At 58.8% G+C, this 15,631-nt stretch carries 11 protein-coding genes; 4 read left to right on the top strand and 7 right to left on the bottom strand.

The window, feature by feature from the left end:
- Window positions 1-3: 3 nt before the first annotated feature.
- Window positions 4-372, bottom strand: coding sequence for a PilZ domain-containing protein (locus ACYZT2_RS24750; RefSeq protein WP_461968152.1), 369 nt, complete (start codon window positions 370-372; stop codon window positions 4-6).
- A 156-nt stretch (window positions 373-528) separates the two neighbouring features.
- Between ACYZT2_RS24750 and ACYZT2_RS24745 the strand changes: the two genes are divergently transcribed.
- From ACYZT2_RS24745 to yjiA, 3 genes are all read left to right on the top strand, one after another.
- Window positions 529-2,595: a carbon starvation CstA family protein gene (locus tag ACYZT2_RS24745; RefSeq protein WP_461968150.1), complete on the top strand. Its 2,067-nt coding sequence runs from the start codon at window positions 529-531 to the stop codon at window positions 2,593-2,595.
- 14 nt (window positions 2,596-2,609) lie between these two features.
- Entirely contained in the window at window positions 2,610-2,807 is a 198-nt protein-coding gene (locus ACYZT2_RS24740) for a YbdD/YjiX family protein (RefSeq protein WP_007895266.1), read from the top strand.
- Between the two features lie 170 nt (window positions 2,808-2,977).
- The gene (yjiA, locus tag ACYZT2_RS24735; protein WP_461968148.1) at window positions 2,978-3,949 is read left to right on the top strand and encodes a GTPase; all 972 of its coding nucleotides are present in this window, start codon (window positions 2,978-2,980) and stop codon (window positions 3,947-3,949) included.
- A gap of 344 nt (window positions 3,950-4,293) precedes the next feature.
- Here the strand turns inward: yjiA and ACYZT2_RS24730 are convergent, their stop codons facing one another.
- The 3 genes from ACYZT2_RS24730 to ACYZT2_RS24720 all read right to left on the bottom strand — a co-directional run bounded on the left by ACYZT2_RS24730 (window position 4,294) and on the right by ACYZT2_RS24720 (window position 10,493).
- Complete coding sequence (locus ACYZT2_RS24730; protein ID WP_461968146.1) at window positions 4,294-4,851, bottom strand: hypothetical protein; 558 nt, start codon at window positions 4,849-4,851, stop codon at window positions 4,294-4,296.
- 291 nt (window positions 4,852-5,142) lie between these two features.
- Complete coding sequence (gene glyA / locus ACYZT2_RS24725) at window positions 5,143-6,396, bottom strand: serine hydroxymethyltransferase (protein ID WP_461968144.1); 1,254 nt, start codon at window positions 6,394-6,396, stop codon at window positions 5,143-5,145.
- A 248-nt stretch (window positions 6,397-6,644) separates the two neighbouring features.
- Complete coding sequence (locus tag ACYZT2_RS24720; protein ID WP_461968142.1) at window positions 6,645-10,493, bottom strand: sensor domain-containing protein; 3,849 nt, start codon at window positions 10,491-10,493, stop codon at window positions 6,645-6,647.
- A gap of 285 nt (window positions 10,494-10,778) precedes the next feature.
- Here ACYZT2_RS24720 and ettA point away from each other — a divergent pair, with 285 nt between their 5' ends.
- A complete protein-coding gene (gene ettA / locus ACYZT2_RS24715; RefSeq protein WP_461968140.1) occupies window positions 10,779-12,443 on the top strand; it encodes an energy-dependent translational throttle protein EttA in 1,665 nt (554 codons plus the stop codon).
- A gap of 157 nt (window positions 12,444-12,600) precedes the next feature.
- On the opposite strand, the gene ACYZT2_RS24710 is transcribed toward ettA, so the two are convergent.
- The 3 genes from ACYZT2_RS24710 to ACYZT2_RS24700 all read right to left on the bottom strand — a co-directional run bounded on the left by ACYZT2_RS24710 (window position 12,601) and on the right by ACYZT2_RS24700 (window position 15,579).
- Entirely contained in the window at window positions 12,601-13,095 is a 495-nt protein-coding gene (locus tag ACYZT2_RS24710) for a GreA/GreB family elongation factor (protein WP_461968138.1), read from the bottom strand.
- A gap of 71 nt (window positions 13,096-13,166) precedes the next feature.
- Window positions 13,167-13,523 carry a hypothetical protein gene (locus tag ACYZT2_RS24705; RefSeq protein WP_461968136.1) on the bottom strand — a complete coding sequence of 119 codons (357 nt, stop codon included), beginning with the start codon at window positions 13,521-13,523 and terminating at the stop codon, window positions 13,167-13,169.
- Between the two features lie 202 nt (window positions 13,524-13,725).
- A complete protein-coding gene (locus ACYZT2_RS24700; RefSeq protein WP_461968134.1) occupies window positions 13,726-15,579 on the bottom strand; it encodes an Lnb N-terminal periplasmic domain-containing protein in 1,854 nt (617 codons plus the stop codon).
- Window positions 15,580-15,631: the final 52 nt, after the last annotated feature.

The following is a 15,631-nucleotide window of genomic DNA, read 5'->3' as shown; positions in this document are numbered from 1 at the left end:
CGGTCAGATTTCGATGAGTGCGCCCAGTTCACGCTCCAACTCTTGCGGATCGCCCAGGTTGAGCTCGATCAACCTCCGCAGGCGTTCAATCGATTCCAGGCTGATGTGTTTGCAGACAAACCCGAGTTGACCATGGTCATCGTGGGTCAACATCACATCCATCTTGATCTCTACGTCTTCGTTAAGATGAATATCAACCAGGAAATGCCAGTCTGGATTCCCCAGCCACGGCTCGGGCCGCTCGATCAACAACCCCTTGAGCGACAGGTCGATCAACTTCACCGGCCAGATGAACTCCCCTTGGCTCAGCTCGGTTCGGGCATCGAACGCAATACGTTTGAAGCGGCGGCGATCAGCAGGGTGGTCACTCATGGCGCAATCCTCTGAATGTCCGCTGACTATAGACCCGCATTGTTAAAGCCTGCCAGCAAGACAGGGTCTAGACCAATGTTGGGGGTGGCCTTTGAGGCCAGTAGCGCTAAACTCCCGATGGCTGTCTTTCTTGTCCACTCTGGCTGGAATCATAAAATGAAAAATAATAATAGCCTGCTACGCCACTTACCTTGGCTGCTGCTGGCAATCCTGGGAGCGTGCGCCCTGGGCGTAGTGGCATTGCGCCGAGGCGAGGCGATCAACGCCTTGTGGATTGTGGTCGCCGCCGTGGCCATTTATCTGGTCGCGTACCGCTACTACAGCCTGTTCATCGCTAACAATGTGATGCAACTCGATCCGCGTCGGGCTACACCTGCCGTGCTCAACAATGATGGTCTGGACTACGTGCCGACCAACAAACACATCCTCTTCGGTCACCACTTCGCGGCCATCGCTGGCGCGGGGCCGCTGGTCGGTCCGGTATTGGCGGCGCAGATGGGCTACCTGCCCGGGACGCTGTGGCTGATTGCCGGGGTGGTGCTGGCCGGTGCGGTTCAGGACTTCATGGTCCTGTTCATGTCCACCCGCCGCAACGGTCGTTCCCTGGGTGACATGGTCCGTGAGGAAATGGGCCGCATCCCCGGGACCATCGCGCTGTTTGGCTGCTTCCTGATCATGATCATCATCCTCGCGGTGCTGGCACTGATCGTGGTCAAGGCCCTGGCCGAAAGCCCGTGGGGCATTTTCACGGTGATGGCGACCATCCCGATCGCGATGTTCATGGGCATTTACATGCGCTACATCCGCCCGGGTCGTATCGGTGAAATCTCGGTGATCGGCGTGGCATTGCTGCTGGGTTCGATCTGGCTGGGCGGGCAGATTGCCGCTGATCCGGTCTGGGCCAAAGCCTTTACCTTCACCGGCATCCAGATCACCTGGATGCTGATCGGCTACGGTTTTGTGGCGGCCGTGTTGCCGGTGTGGCTGATTCTGGCGCCGCGTGACTACCTGTCGACCTTCCTCAAAATCGGCACCATCGTTGCGCTGGCGATCGGCATCCTGATCACCATGCCCGAGCTGAAAATGCCGGCATTGACCCAGTTCATCGACGGCACCGGGCCGGTGTGGAAGGGCGGTCTGTTCCCGTTCCTGTTCATCACCATTGCCTGTGGCGCGGTGTCCGGTTTCCACGCGCTGATCTCCTCCGGCACCACGCCGAAGTTGCTGGATAACGAGGTTAACGCCCGTTACATCGGTTACGGCGGCATGCTGATGGAGTCCTTCGTGGCGATCATGGCAATGGTTGCCGCTTCGGTGATCGAGCCAGGCGTGTACTTCGCCATGAACAGTCCGGCGGCGGTCGTCGGTGGTGACGTGGTGGCAGTCGCACAAGTCGTCAGCGGCTGGGGTTTCGCTATTACGCCGGAAGCCCTGCAAGCGGTGGCCAAGGACATCGGTGAAACCACCATCCTGGCCCGTGCCGGCGGTGCGCCGACCCTGGCGGTCGGTATCGCACAGATCCTGCACAGTGTGCTGCCGGGTGAAAACACCATGGCGTTCTGGTACCACTTCGCAATCCTGTTCGAAGCGCTGTTCATCCTGACCGCGGTCGACGCCGGCACCCGTGCCGGGCGTTTCATGCTGCAGGATTTGCTCGGCTCCTTCGTGCCGGCGCTCAAACGCACCGAGTCCTGGACCGCCAACCTGATCGCGACCGCCGGTTGCGTAGCGATGTGGGGTTATCTGTTGTACCAAGGCGTGATCGACCCGCTGGGTGGCATCAATACCTTGTGGCCGCTGTTCGGCATCTCCAACCAGATGCTGGCGGGTATCGCGTTGATGCTGGCAACCGTTGTGCTGATCAAAATGAAACGCCAACGCTACATCTGGGTCACCATGCTGCCAGCCGTTTGGTTGCTGATCTGCACCACCACCGCAGGCTTCATCAAGCTGTTCGACGCCAACCCGGCAATCGGTTTCCTGTCGCTGGCGAAGAAATACAGCGATGCGTTGGCCAATGGGCAGATTCTGGCCCCGGCCAAGAGCATCGAGCAGATGCAGCACGTAATCTATAACGCCTACACCAATGCAACGCTGACCGCGCTGTTTTTGCTCGTGGTGTTCAGCATCCTGTTCTTTGCGCTCAAGGTCGGCATTGCCGCCTGGGGCACCAAGGAACGTACGGATAAAGAAGCACCATTCCAGGCTCAGCCGGATGCGTAATCGAGGATTGCACCATGTTCAATGACCTGAGTCGCCTCGGTAAATACCTCGGTCAGGCCGCGCGCCTGATGGTCGGCATGCCCGACTACGACAACTATGTCGAGCACATGCAAACCAAACACCCGGACAAACCGGTGATGAGCTACGAGATGTTCTTTCGCGAACGTCAGGAAGCCCGTTACGGTGGCAAGGGTGGGCCGAAGTGCTGTTGATTCGCTGAGCGGATCATGATGTAACGCAATAACCTGTGGGAGCGAGCCTGCTCGCGAAGGCAATTTGTCATTCGACTCTGTTGTTGACTGATACACCGCTTTCGCGAGCAGGCTCGCTCCCACATTTGTTAGTGTTGCTTTCTAATTTTTTGAAAACAGGAGACTTGCGTTTGTCCTCTCCCATTCCAGTAACGATCCTCAGCGGCTTTCTAGGCGCCGGAAAAACCACGTTGCTGCGCCATCTGCTCAAAGCCGAGCACGGTCTGAAAATCGCCGTGATCGAAAATGAATTCAGTGACGCCGGTATCGACACCCAGCTGTTGGGCTTTGATCCGGTGCAAGTGATGACGCTGTCCAACGGCTGCGTCTGCTGCACCATTCACACCGATTTGACCAAGGCGCTGTACCTGCTGCTCGAACGCCTGGACAGCGGCGAAATCGCCTTCGATCGTCTGGTCATCGAATGCACCGGCCTGGCCGATCCGGCCCCGGTGGCGCAAACCTTCTTCATCGACGAAGAACTGCGTGAGCGCTACATCCTCGACGGCATCATCACCCTGGTCGACGCCAAACATGCCGAACATCATCTGACCCAGACCATCGCACAGGCACAGATCGGTTTTGCCGACCGCTTGCTGGTGAGCAAACGGGATCTGGTGGACGAGCCGACCTTCACCGCCCTCAGCGAGCGTCTGACCCGCATCAACCGTCGCGCACCGATTCGCCTGGTCGAGCACGGCAAGATCGACCTGGCAGAACTGCTCGACGTACGCGGCTTCAACCTCAATGCCGATCTCGGCGGTGGTATGAGTCTGCGTCCAGTGAACAAGGCGTCGTCCATCGACCGTATCTCCAGCCTGGTGTTGCGCACCGACAAGCCGCTGGATATCGACAAACTCAGCGAGTTCATGGACGAACTGCTGGAAGAACATGGCAAGCAACTGCTGCGCTATAAAGGTGTTTTGAGCATCCTGGGGGAACCGCGGCGCATGGTGTTTCAGGGCGTGCTGAAGCTCTACGGCTTCGACTGGGATACGGAATGGGCCGATGATGAAACACGCGAAAGCGTGATCGTGTTCATTGCCGATGATTTGCCGGAAAAGAAAATTCGTGAGGGATTTGCGCGGGTCGCGGCGGAGTAACCCCCCGACATTTTCAGCAGGCCTGATGCCGCCATCGCGAGCAGGCTCGCTCCCACCGTTGATCTCAGGAGCTCACAAATGCTGTGTTCACCTTCGATCCAATGTGGGGGCGAGCCTGCTCGCGATGGCGATCTAACCGAGAGAATGGCGTCGAAGATCCGTGAATAAAGATCCTCCGCTGGCGGTTTCCCGGAGGCCGCCTTCCCGAAGATGTGCCGACGTATCTCGGCGCTGGTTTCAGCCGCAACGCACTCCATGTAGCAGCTGCCGAGCCTGCGAGGCTGCTGCTACGGATACGGCTTAACTGACTGGTTTCTCACGCACTCGCTGAACGGAGCGTCGTGTCAGAAACTGACGTTACGCTGCAGGATGTCCAACCTGAAATTCAGCAGCGTTCCGCGCTTCTTGCCGGTACACACCAGGCCGGACACCTTTTCCCTGTCTCCCGCCGTTGCGCGCTGCCCGGCACGGGCGTGCAGCGTTCGGCCACCGCGGGTCTGGATCCGCACTTGACTGGAATTACTGTTCAGGTCATCAAGCGTAATGATCCTTGAATTGGCATCCAGCAGGTTGAAAGTCGTTTGATCATCGTCATGGGGGTAAAGAGCGATCAAGTCCTCGTCTTCATTACTTAACGCGTAGAAGTAATAATGGCCTTCGTTCATGACGTAAATGGAGTAATAGTCATTGATGCATTTGAAGTAGAACTTTAGTGGCGTTGAAGTAGCGTTGGGTTTCACACAAAGATAGTTGGAGATATCTTTCTTGGCTTCAAAAGTGAAGGACTCATAGTCAGGTTTCTGGATGTAGGTCTGTCGACCGTAGGCTAGGCGTGGGACGAGCAAAGCCCCGCTGGATGTGGTTAACGTGGCGATGAATGATTTTTCCTGATGGGGACTCATGGTGCTTCCTTTCCTTATGATTCGCCGGCCGGAAGGCCTGGGTGGCGTGCAGATTCCGTTTCTGCAAATAACCTGACAAAACGTCGCTAAGTTTTATTGAGTGCGGGGTTGTAGATGCCGCGGAGATACAATAACAGCTGAACGACGATTGTGAACTTGTGACGTATTAGAAGTTGTTGCAGTTTTTAATGGCTAACGTTAGTTGCATGACTTATACAGGGTGCGCCAAATGTGAGGCATAAAAAAACCGATCAGGACTGATCGGTTTTTTACGTTCACTTCAGTGTTGGATCAAGCGCCGTATACCGGCAGCTTCTTGCAGATGGCCTTGACCTTCTCACGAACGGCGTCGATCACCGCTTCGTTGGAAAGATCTGCCAGGATGTCGCAGATCCAGCCGGCCAGCTCTTTGCACTCTGCTTCCTTGAAGCCGCGAGTGGTCACAGCCGGGGTACCGAAACGCAGACCTGAGGTGACGAACGGGGAGCGTGGATCGTTCGGTACCGAGTTCTTGTTCACGGTGATGAACGCTTTGCCCAGTGCGGCGTCGGCGTCTTTACCGGAGATTTCCTGCTTGATCAGCGACAGCAGGAACAGGTGGTTCTGAGTACCGCCCGACACCACGTCGAAACCGCGCTCGATGAATACGCCGGCCATGGCCTGGGCGTTTTTCACCACTTGTTGCTGGTAGGTCTTGAACTCAGGCTGCAGCGCTTCCTTGAAGCAGATCGCCTTGGCAGCGATCACGTGCTCCAGCGGGCCACCCTGGGCGCCCGGGAATACCGCGGAGTTCAGCTTCTTCTCGATGTCGGCGTTGGCGCGAGCCAGGATCAGGCCGCCACGTGGACCGCGCAGGGTCTTGTGCGTGGTGGTGGTCACGACGTCAGCGAATGGAACCGGGTTCGGGTAGACGCCAGCGGCGACCAGACCGGCCACGTGAGCCATGTCGACGAACAGGTAGGCGCCAACTTTGTCAGCGATTTCGCGGAAGCGCGGGAAGTCGAGGATCTGCGAATAGGCAGAGAAACCGGCCACGATCATTTTTGGCTTGTGCTCAACCGCCAGACGCTCGACTTCGTCGTAGTCGATCAGGCCGTTGGCATCGATGCCGTATTGAACGGCGTTGTACAGCTTGCCGGAGGACGAAACGCTGGCACCGTGGGTCAGGTGACCGCCGTGCGCCAGGCTCATGCCCAGGATGGTGTCGCCCGCTTGCAGCAGGGCCAGGTAAACGGCGCTGTTGGCTTGGGAACCGGCGTGTGGCTGAACGTTGGCGTAATCGGCGCCGAACAGTTCTTTGGCACGGTCGATGGCCAGTTGCTCAACCACGTCGACGAACTCGCAACCACCGTAGTAGCGCTTGCCCGGGTAACCTTCGGCGTACTTGTTGGTCAGTACCGAGCCTTGAGCTTCCATCACCGCTGGGCTGGTGTAGTTTTCCGAAGCGATCAGCTCGATGTGTTCTTCCTGGCGCTGAGCTTCTTGCTCCATGGCGGCAAAAAGGTCGGCGTCGTACTTGGCAATAGTCAAATCACGGCTGAACATGGCGGTCCTCAAGGATCGGGGCAGAAAAGGGAGGCATTCTAACCCAATGGGTTTTAGATGGCATATGAAAGGACATCATGTCGCAGACAAGTGGTGTTCATGCTGGGATCAGCGGTGATCATGCAGGCCTCTTCGCGAGCAGGCTCGCTCTCACAGTGGATCTTCAGTGATCACAAATCTTGTGTACACCCAAAAACCTGTGGGAGCGAGCCTGCTCGCGAAGGGGGCATCAGCCCCGCCGCAAAGCTTCAGTCGAACATGAACAACGCATCATTACTGAACTGCGCCTCAAACCGGCTCGCCGGCATCGGTCGTCCAAACAGATACCCCTGAACTTCATCGCAACCATGCTCACGCAGGAAGTCGAGTTGCTCGTGGGTTTCCACGCCTTCGGCGATCACCGCCAGATTGAGGCTGTGGGCCATGGCGATGATCGCCCGGGCAATCTGCGCATCCTGTTCACCCGAGGGCAAGCCATCGACGAAGGTGCGGTCGATTTTCAGCACGTCGATCGGGAATTGCTTGAGGTAGTTGAGCGATGAATAACCGGTGCCGAAGTCGTCGACCGCAATGCTCAGACCGAGGTTCTTCAACCCGGCGAGAATCTGCATCGCCTCGCTGACTTCGCGCATCAGGATACTTTCGGTCAGTTCCAGCTCCAGGCACGCCGGCGGCAGGCCGGTTTCCTTGAGGATGGTGGCGATCCGCGTGCCCAGTTGCCCGTCGGAGAACTGCCGGGCCGAGATATTCACCGAGACCTTCGGCACCCGCACCTTGGCCTGATGCCAGGTCTTGAGCTGACGGCAGGCTTCGCTGATTACCCAGTCGCCGACATCCACCACCAGCCCGAGCTCTTCGAGCACCGGTATGAAATCTCCCGGCGGCACCAAGCCACGTCGTGGGTGACGCCAGCGCAGCAGAGCTTCGGCGCCGGTCAGGCGTTTGCCGTCGCCGCTGAATTGCGGTTGGTAGTACAGCACGAATTCGTTTTGTTCCAGGGCATGACGCAAGTCGCTTTCCAGCTCCAGACGCTCCAGGGCGCTGGCGTTCATGTCGGCCTGATAGAACTGGAAGTTGTTCTTGCCGCGCTCCTTGGCGTGGTACATCGCGGTGTCGGCGTTCTTCATCAGTTGACTGAGTTCGCTGCCGTCCTGAGGGCTCAGGGCGATGCCGATACTGGCAGTGACAAAGAACTCGCGGCCTTCCAGCACGAATGGTTTCACCAGGCTGGCGAGGATCTGTTCGGCCACATGAATCGCCCGGTTCAGCGCGATCTCCCGGTTGACCCGCGGTTGCAGCAGCAAAGTGAATTCATCGCCGCCCATGCGCGCCACGGTGTCGTCATCGTCGACGCAACCGAGCAGGCGCGTGGCCATTTCCTTGAGCATGCGGTCGCCGGCGGCGTGGCCCAGGGAGTCGTTGATCGGCTTGAAACGGTCGAGGTCGAGGAACATCAGCACCACCCAGGACTTCTGCCGTTCAGCCGATTGCAGCGCGGTGTGCAGGCGATCCTGGAACAGCGTGCGATTGGGCAGGTGGGTCAGGGCATCGTAATAGGCGAGGCGGTGAATCCGTTGCTCACTGGCCTTGCGCTCGCTGATGTCGCTGAAGAAGCACACGTAGCTGGCCAGATCGCCTTCATCGTCGAGCACCGCGGTAATCCCGACCCAGGCCGGGTAATGCTCGCCATTGCGTCGTTTGAGCCAGACTTCGCCTTCCCAGGTGCTGTGCTGATGCAATTGCTTGAGCACATAGCGCAGATGGGCTTCCTGCTGCTCGTCGACAGTGAGCATGTTCGGCAACTGGTCGAGGACCTGGGCCACCGCGTAGCCGCTGACGCGACTGAAAGCCTCGTTGGCCTGGACGATGTAGCCGGCCGGGTCGGTGATCAAAATCGCCGAGGTTGAGTGCTCGAAAACCGTGGCCGCCATGCGCAGATCTTTTTCGGCCCGACGTTGCTGGCTGATGTCGCGACCGACCCCGAGCACGCCTTCGAAGGCACCGTGTTCGTCCCAGACCAGCACCAGACGCAACTCGATGGGGATCTTGCGTCCATCGGCCCGCAGGCAGTCGAACAGAAACAGCTGGGTCTGCACCTGACTGCGCAGCAGCGCCAGTTGTTCGGGTTTATCCAGCGCTTTGCTGACCCGGTCCATCAGGCTGTAGATACCGGTCAGTTGTTGCGGGTTGGCGATGGTCGACTGCCAGCCGTTCTGGAATATCCAGTCGGCGTCGAAGCCCAGCACGGCTTGCACCGAGGGGCTGACGTAGTTGAGCGACATCTTGTTGTCGGTGGAGAAAATCACGTCGCTGATGCTTTCGGCGAGCATCCGGTAGCGTTGCTCGCTGTCGCGCAGGGACTCGCTGGCTTCGATCTGCTCGGTGATGTCCTTGGCCACGCCGATGATGCGCGTGACTTGATCGTGTTTGTCCCGCGCCAAGGCCTGTTCGCGAATATCGAAACGCCGCCATTTGCCATCACGATGCCGGAAACGCAGCTGGCATTGCATCAATTGGGTGTAACCCGCGTGACGTTGGGACTGGCGTGACCGGTGGTAGTAGTCGGCATCTTCGGGGTGCAAGAGGATTTCCCAGAAGTACTCGCCCATCTGGTGCAGCTCGGTGCGGTTGTAACCCAGCGTTTGCCCCAGGTGATGATTACTGAAGATCATCCGCTGGCTGATCACATCTTGCACATAGAGGTGATCCGGCACGGTGCGCACCACATCGGACCAGAACCCTTCACGCTCCAACAGCGACAATTCGACGAGCTTGCGACTGGTGATGTCGCTGATGCTCAGGATCACCGCCTTGTAGTCGGCCTGATCTTCCGGCAGACGCAGCACCAGCCACAAGTGCTGGTCACGGCCATTGGCGTCCTGGAGTTTGATTTCCAGTTCAAGCTGTTTTTGCTGGTGCAGCACCGTTTCGAGCACTTGATTGCCAATGGCCGTGCAGTCCAATGGGCTGCCTTCGATCAGCAGTTTCCAGGCTTGATCGCAGGAATTGACGTTGAGCAGTTGCAGGGCGACCTGGTTGACCTCGGTGATGCGCAGTTCCTTCAGCAGTTGCTGGCGTTGCTCCAGTGTCTCGAGCCAGATCTTCAACTGCTCGCTGCTGTTGAGTTGGGCCTTGTCGAAGACACTTTTTAGCCCGGACAGGTCCAGCACGCACAGCGCAACACCGGTGCCTTCGAAAATGTCCTGATAGCGTCGACGGCCTTCATGCAGTTGGCGTTGACGGCGACGAATGCTCAGCAGAGCGATGAACGGCAACAGCGAAAAGGCCAGGCCCAGCAGGCATTTGCCAATGAACGCCGGCAGCAGTTGTTCAAGCACCCGTTGGCGGTCGAACAGCCCGCGCAATTGCCAATCGCTGCTGCTCAGAGCGACTGTCAGCACACTGTTGGCCAGTTCGTCGGCTGTCAACACGGCGGGCTTGGCCGAGGGTTGGGCGTCATCGCGGCTGATGATCTGATGATTGATGCGGTTTTCCACCAGCCACAGGGGGCGGATGCCAGCGTCGCCCTGTTTGGTCAGTGAGGAGAAAAACGTCGGTGTCAGACGCAGGGCCCAATAACCGCGGCTGCTGCCGCTGGCCTGATGCAGGAGCAGATGCACCACTGAGCCGTCGTCGGCATTACTGAAATAGTGCGCCTGGGCGCGGCTGCGCTGAACCAGTTCGCCGAGGTAATTGGCGTCCTGGCTGTCGGCGGCACTGTCGCTGAGAATTTTTCCGGAGGGACTGAGCAGCGCCAGGCTGCGCAGATCGGGCAGCGATTGTTGCAGTTTGCGCAGCAACGCCTGCTGTTCGTCGGCGCTTTGCGGTTGTTCGATGATTGGTAGCAGATTAAGGGCGATCTGCGCATTGAGCGCCATGTTGAGGCTGACTTGCGCAGCCAGGTCGGCGGAGTAGTCGATGGTGTATTGGCGCTGGTTTTTCTGGGTTTCGCGAAGCTGATCCAGCAACTGCCAGAACAGCAAAGCGAGCAGCAACAGCACGAGGGTCGCCAGCGCGCCCTTCAAGGTTCCGCGCAGGGGCGAGCCGGTCGCAGGATTGAGTGCGCTCACGGACGATGGCGGAGAGACATTAGACAAACTGTAATCCTGCGGTTTGGCTGGACTGACGCGACGTGCACTATAAGCCGGACGCCCGAAGGGCGGCTAGCATGCCTTGAGTTGTGGCGAAGTGCCAGCCCTACTCGGCTGGACTGCCTTCCGTCAATCAGGTAGCTTTGCCGGTTACGCTGGAGCGTTCCAGCTCCTAAACTCAGGCTTTTTCCGCGCGCCGGTATTGAGATTAATCAATCGCTTGCACTGCGCATGGCCTGGCCCGGGCTTCGCCCGCGCTTTAATTCATCAGTCACTGACCCAAGGTTCTCCATGGCTCAATACGTCTTCACCATGCATCGGCTGGGCAAAGTTGTTCCGCCGAAGCGGGAAATCCTGAAAAACATTTCGCTGTCGTTCTTCCCTGGCGCCAAAATCGGCGTACTCGGTCTCAACGGTTCGGGTAAGTCCACGCTGCTGAAAATCATGGCGGGCGTCGATACCGAGTTCGACGGTGAAGCCCGTCCGATGCCGGACCTGAACATTGGCTACCTGCCGCAGGAACCGATTCTGGACCCGACCAAGACCGTGCGTGAAGTGGTCGAGGAAGCGGTCAGCGTCATCAAGGACGCTCAGGCGCGCCTGGACGAGGTTTATGCGGCCTACGCTGAACCGGATGCAGACTTCGACAAACTGGCGGCAGAACAGGCCAAGCTCGAAGCCATCCTGCAGGCCAGCGACGGCCACAACCTGGATCGCCAACTGGAAGTCGCCGCCGATGCGCTACGTCTGCCAGCATGGGATGCCAAGGTCGAATTCCTGTCCGGTGGTGAAAAGCGTCGTGTGGCCCTGTGCCGGCTGCTGCTGTCCGCACCAGACATGCTGCTGCTCGACGAACCGACCAACCACCTGGACGCCGATTCCGTCGCCTGGCTGGAGCACTTCCTGCACGATTTCCCGGGCACCGTGGTTGCGATCACGCACGACCGTTACTTCCTGGACAACGTCGCCGGCTGGATCCTCGAGCTCGACCGCGGCGCCGGTATCCCGTACGAGGGCAACTATTCGGGTTGGCTCGAAGCCAAGTCCGATCGTCTGGCGGCCGAATCCAAGCAGCAGTCGGCTCACGAAAAGGCCATGAAGGAAGAACTGGAGTGGGTGCGCAAAGGCGCCAAGGCCCGCCAGTCCAAATCCAAGGCTCGTCTGCAACGCTTCGAAGAAATGCAATCGCAGGAATTCCAGAAGCGCAGCGAAACGAACGAGATCTACATCCCGGCCGGTCCGCGCCTGGGCGACAAGGTCATCGAGTTCAAGAACGTCAGCAAGGGCTATGGCGATCGCGTGCTGATCGACAACCTGTCGTTCTCCATGCCTAAAGGCGCCATCGTTGGCGTGATCGGCGGTAACGGTGCTGGTAAATCGACTCTGTTCCGTATGCTGATGGGCAAGGAAACACCGGATTCGGGCTCCATCGAAGTCGGCGAAACCGTGCAACTGGCGTGCGTCGATCAAAGCCGTGAAGACCTGGATGGCAGCAAGACTGTGTTCCAGCAGATCTCCGAGGGTTCCGACCAGATTCGCATTGGCAACTACGAGATCCCGTCGCGCACCTACGTGGGGCGCTTCAACTTCAAGGGCGGCGATCAGCAGAAGTTCGTCAAGGATCTGTCCGGTGGTGAGCGTGGTCGCTTGCACCTGGCCCTGACCCTGAAAGAGGGCGGCAACGTCCTGCTGCTCGACGAACCGTCCAACGACCTCGACGTTGAAACCTTGCGTTCCCTGGAAGAAGCCCTGCTGGACTTCCCGGGCGCCGCCATTGTGATCTCTCACGATCGGTGGTTCCTTGACCGCGTCGCGACTCACATCCTGGCGTACGAAGACGACTCGCAAGCGGTGTTCTTCGAAGGCAACTACACCGAGTACGAAGCCGATCGCAAGAAACGCCTCGGCGAAGCGGCTTCCCAGCCGCACCGCGTACGGCACAAGAAACTGGCCTGATTTCAGGTTGGTTGGATAAAAAACGGAGCCTTCGGGGCTCCGTTTTTTATGGGCGTTCAGTAAGACCGCAGCGCGGCCTTCGCGGGCAAGCCTCGCTCCTACAGAAGAACTGCACGACCTGTAGGAGCGAGGCTTGCCCGCGAAGGCGTCATTGAATTCACTCGATCGCTATGGCCAACACCTCAATCACCAAATCCCCCGCCGGTCGCTTCCACAACACTTCATCGCCCACCTGCGCCCCGAGCAACGCCCGCCCCAGCGGCGAGCTCCAATTGATCAACCCATGGGCCGCATCCGCCTGGTCTTCTCCGACCAATTGCACGCGCTGCTCATGACCGTGTTCGTCGGCAAAGGTTACCCAGCTGCCGATCTGCACTTTATCGACCGAGGAGGCCTGCGCGACCACCTGGGCGCTTTGCAGGCGCTGCTTGAAGTAGCGCCAGTCGCGATCGAGGTCGGCCTGTCGCTGCTTGTCGGCCAGTTCGCCTTTGGCGCTTTCCTGATCAAGCAGGCTTTGCAGCTCGGCGACTTTCGCCTGAAGCTGCACCAGGCCCACTGGCGTGACGTAATTGGGCTGCGCGCTGACCTGCCGTTCGACTGGCTGATCGGCTTGCGCGGCGGCGTTATCTTCATTGACGAAGGCGCGACTCATGCTGTTCTCCCGTTAATAGGGTTTGGGCCATGGTCGCAGGCTTTAAGTTTCTACGAATGTCTGTAAACGACTTATTGCGAGCGATAGGCTCGCGCGGCGTCCCTGTCTTTCTGTTGTTGCCAGGCCCGTTCGCGCTCGTCCCAATGGCGGTCCTTGTACTCGTTACGATCCTCGTTTTCACGCATGGCCTGACACTGACGGAAGCCATCGGTCCAGCCTTCGCCGTACTGCTTGTCCTTGAGGTAACGCGGGACATTTTTGCGAAACTCACCGGTGATCGCCCCGGCGGCTTGCCGGCCGCTGCTGCAACCGTCATCGAAGCCATCGGCGAACGCCGGCGGATAGCCCTTGGCGATCAGATCCTCGTGGGTCGACTGGCACCCCGAGATCACTACCAATAACCCCAACACACCCACGCAACGCCACATCTCGGACTCCAGGGCCGTTCAACGGCCTATAAGGGAAGTCTAGAACCGGATTTGTCGGATGTATGTGAAAGGCTTGTGATTAATCTGTGGGGCGCAAATCCCTTGTGGGAGCGAGCCTGCTCGCGATGAGGCCATTACATTCAACATCCATGCTGCCTGTTCCACCGCCATCGCGAGCAGGCTCGCTCCCACAGGGGGCAGATCAATAGTGATACCACTTCACCTCAAGCATCACTTCGTTTTCGGGCGAAGCCAGATGGCTGAATTCACGTTGAGCACTCAGGCGCACGCCCAGATTGCGCGACAGTTCCCACTGCTGATTCAGGCTCACGCTGCGGCGCACTTCGCCATTGGTGAAGTAATCACCCTTGGCTTCCAGACTGAAGTTGCCCAGCGGGTTTTTCCACAGCAGGCCACTGTTGAAGCCCGCCGCCGGGGCGATGAAGCCCGCAAAGTCGTTGTTATGCTCCACACGCACGGTGCCCAAGGCGAAACCGAGCATGTCGTCACCCAGTTGCCAGGTCCCGCCGCCTCCGCCATTGACATGGCTAACCAGGGTTTCGTCATCATGCTTGCCCGGTACGCGCTCCAGGCCGCCGGTGACTTGCCATGACAGCGGCTGCAACAATTCATTGCGAGGCGTCAGCGAGCGGATGGTTGCCAGGTCCAGTTGCTGCAACTGCCAGTCATTGCCTTCGTATTGGCGCAGCTTCATTTGCAGGATTTCGATCTGCGCGCCGAGGGGGAAGCTTTCCATGTTGTCATTGAGGTCGTGATAGGCCATGCGCAGGCCATATTCGCCGAAGGCTTTGTCGCCTCGAGTGCCGATGCCGGCCTGCCAGGTGCGGGACTCGTGACCGTCCTCGGGCAAGCCGGGTTGCGGAATTTTTAGCTCCGGGGGCGGGTTTTGATTGATTGCGCGCAGCAATTCGAAACTGCGCTGGGCCCGTTGCGGGTCACGCTCCTGACCGTTGGCGCGATAACGCTCCAGACGATAAGCCCCGTCGATGATCAACGCCTGACGGTCGCGAGGTAGAGCCTTGAACGCCGGGGTCTGCAATTGCTTCTGATCGGCGCTGACTTTCAGCACCCACTCCTGCTCTTCAAAGGTTAATGGCTCGGCACGGCTCAGCAGTTCGCGCTCACGGGACGGGCGATACTCGATCGATTCCACCAGCCCGGCTTCTTTCACCGCTTTGACCGTGTCGGTGGGGATGGCCGTCAACGGGAATTGCTCGGTCAATTGCAGGCTCGGCCGCGCTACTTGCAGCAGTTCAAGCAGGCGGTAGGAGCAGTTTTCGTCGAAGAAAAAGTAGTCGAACTGGATCTGCTTGAGCTCCCAGACGTGCTCGACCATGCGCTCGGTTTCCTGTTGCGTCAGGTTCAGGCGGTATTCCCACAGATCGCGGTTCTCGAGGCTGCGGTATTCCGAGAGTTTTTCCTGATACGGCACCAGCGCGAACAGCCCGGGATAGCCGCCCATCAAGCCTTTCCAGGCGTACAGAATGCTGTTGTCCGAACCTTCGATGTAGGCGCCGAAGTTGATCGCGTAACTGAGCAGCGACGTCTTGTCGCTCTGCACATTGGCCTGATCGATGCGCAGCAAGGTGTGGCCAAACATCGACGATGGGCTGTTCAGGTAGGCCGCCGGGAAAATCATCACCGCGCTGTGGGGCGCAACGTCCTTGAACCATTGCTTGAACTCAGCGCAGTCCGGGGTCGGCAGATCGCTCAGCGCAAGTTGCGCCTTGAGCCAGCGGGTGCGGGCCGGATAGACGCATTGGGCATGCTGCTCGCCGGCACCGGTCGGGGCATACAGTGCCTGCACGGTCGCCGCCAGTTCGCGGTCGGGGTGTTCGTTGCCATCGGGGGCGAGAAAGAATTTCTTGTCGCTGACATAGCTGCGCCAGCCACCGAGCTTGGCGGTTTCGTAATGCCCCAGGGAAATCCAGAAGGGGTCGTTGGCCAGTTGCTGCAAACGTTGATTGTCGATGTGTGGCGCGGCAGACAGCGGGGCGCAGACACAGAGCGCCAGCCAGGCAAGGCGTTTGAGCATAGTGAGCAACTTAAGCCGAAAGAAACAAAGACCCAAAGGGGCAGGCCAAAAG

This window comes from Pseudomonas sp. MDT1-85 (assembly GCF_054898065.1).
Note: the sequence above shows the minus strand (reverse complement) of the source record. Positions and strands in the feature narration are given on the sequence as shown.

What these genes read in the sequence shown, in the direction of transcription:
- ACYZT2_RS24710 (WP_461968138.1), bottom strand. Translation starts at nt 13,095, where the DNA reads ATGAGTCGCGCCTTCGTCAATGAAGATAACGCCGCCGCGCAAGCCGAT.
- ettA (WP_461968140.1), top strand. Translation starts at nt 10,779, where the DNA reads ATGGCTCAATACGTCTTCACCATGCATCGGCTGGGCAAAGTTGTTCCG.
- ACYZT2_RS24730 (WP_461968146.1), bottom strand. Translation starts at nt 4,851, where the DNA reads ATGAGTCCCCATCAGGAAAAATCATTCATCGCCACGTTAACCACATCC.
- ACYZT2_RS24705 (WP_461968136.1), bottom strand. Translation starts at nt 13,523, where the DNA reads ATGTGGCGTTGCGTGGGTGTGTTGGGGTTATTGGTAGTGATCTCGGGG.
- ACYZT2_RS24740 (WP_007895266.1), top strand. Translation starts at nt 2,610, where the DNA reads ATGTTCAATGACCTGAGTCGCCTCGGTAAATACCTCGGTCAGGCCGCG.
- ACYZT2_RS24745 (WP_461968150.1), top strand. Translation starts at nt 529, where the DNA reads ATGAAAAATAATAATAGCCTGCTACGCCACTTACCTTGGCTGCTGCTG.
- ACYZT2_RS24700 (WP_461968134.1), bottom strand. Translation starts at nt 15,579, where the DNA reads ATGCTCAAACGCCTTGCCTGGCTGGCGCTCTGTGTCTGCGCCCCGCTG.
- glyA (WP_461968144.1), bottom strand. Translation starts at nt 6,396, where the DNA reads ATGTTCAGCCGTGATTTGACTATTGCCAAGTACGACGCCGACCTTTTT.
- ACYZT2_RS24750 (WP_461968152.1), bottom strand. Translation starts at nt 372, where the DNA reads ATGAGTGACCACCCTGCTGATCGCCGCCGCTTCAAACGTATTGCGTTC.